The following is a 355-nucleotide window of genomic DNA, read 5'->3' on the forward strand; positions in this document are numbered from 1 at the left end:
GCCGCCGCAGCAGCAGCCGCAGCGGCAGGAAGCTCTGGGTTCGGGCTTCATCGTCAGCGCCGACGGCACCATCGTCACCAACAATCACGTCGTCGACGGCGCGACCTCGATCAAGGTGACGCTCGATGACGGCACCGAGCTTCCGGCCAAGCTCGTCGGCCACGACGCCAAAAACGATCTGGCGGTGCTCAAGATCAAGGCCGACAAGCCGCTGCCGACCGTCAAATGGGGCGATTCCAGCAAGCTGATGACCGGCGACCAGGTGCTGGCGATCGGCAATCCGTTCGGCATCGGCACCACGGTCACCGCTGGCATCGTTTCGGCGCGCGGCCGCGACCTGCATAGCGGGCCATTC

General features: G+C 65.9%; 1 protein-coding gene. It reads left to right on the forward strand.

What is annotated here, in order from left to right; genetic code table 11:
- On the forward strand, positions 1-355 hold a 355-nt coding region (locus EN852_RS36700), incomplete at both ends, for a trypsin-like peptidase domain-containing protein (protein ID WP_135879749.1).

Origin of the sequence: Mesorhizobium sp. M2E.F.Ca.ET.209.01.1.1, assembly GCF_004010375.2 — a bacterium.
In the GTDB taxonomy this organism is placed as follows: domain Bacteria; phylum Pseudomonadota; class Alphaproteobacteria; order Rhizobiales; family Rhizobiaceae; genus Mesorhizobium.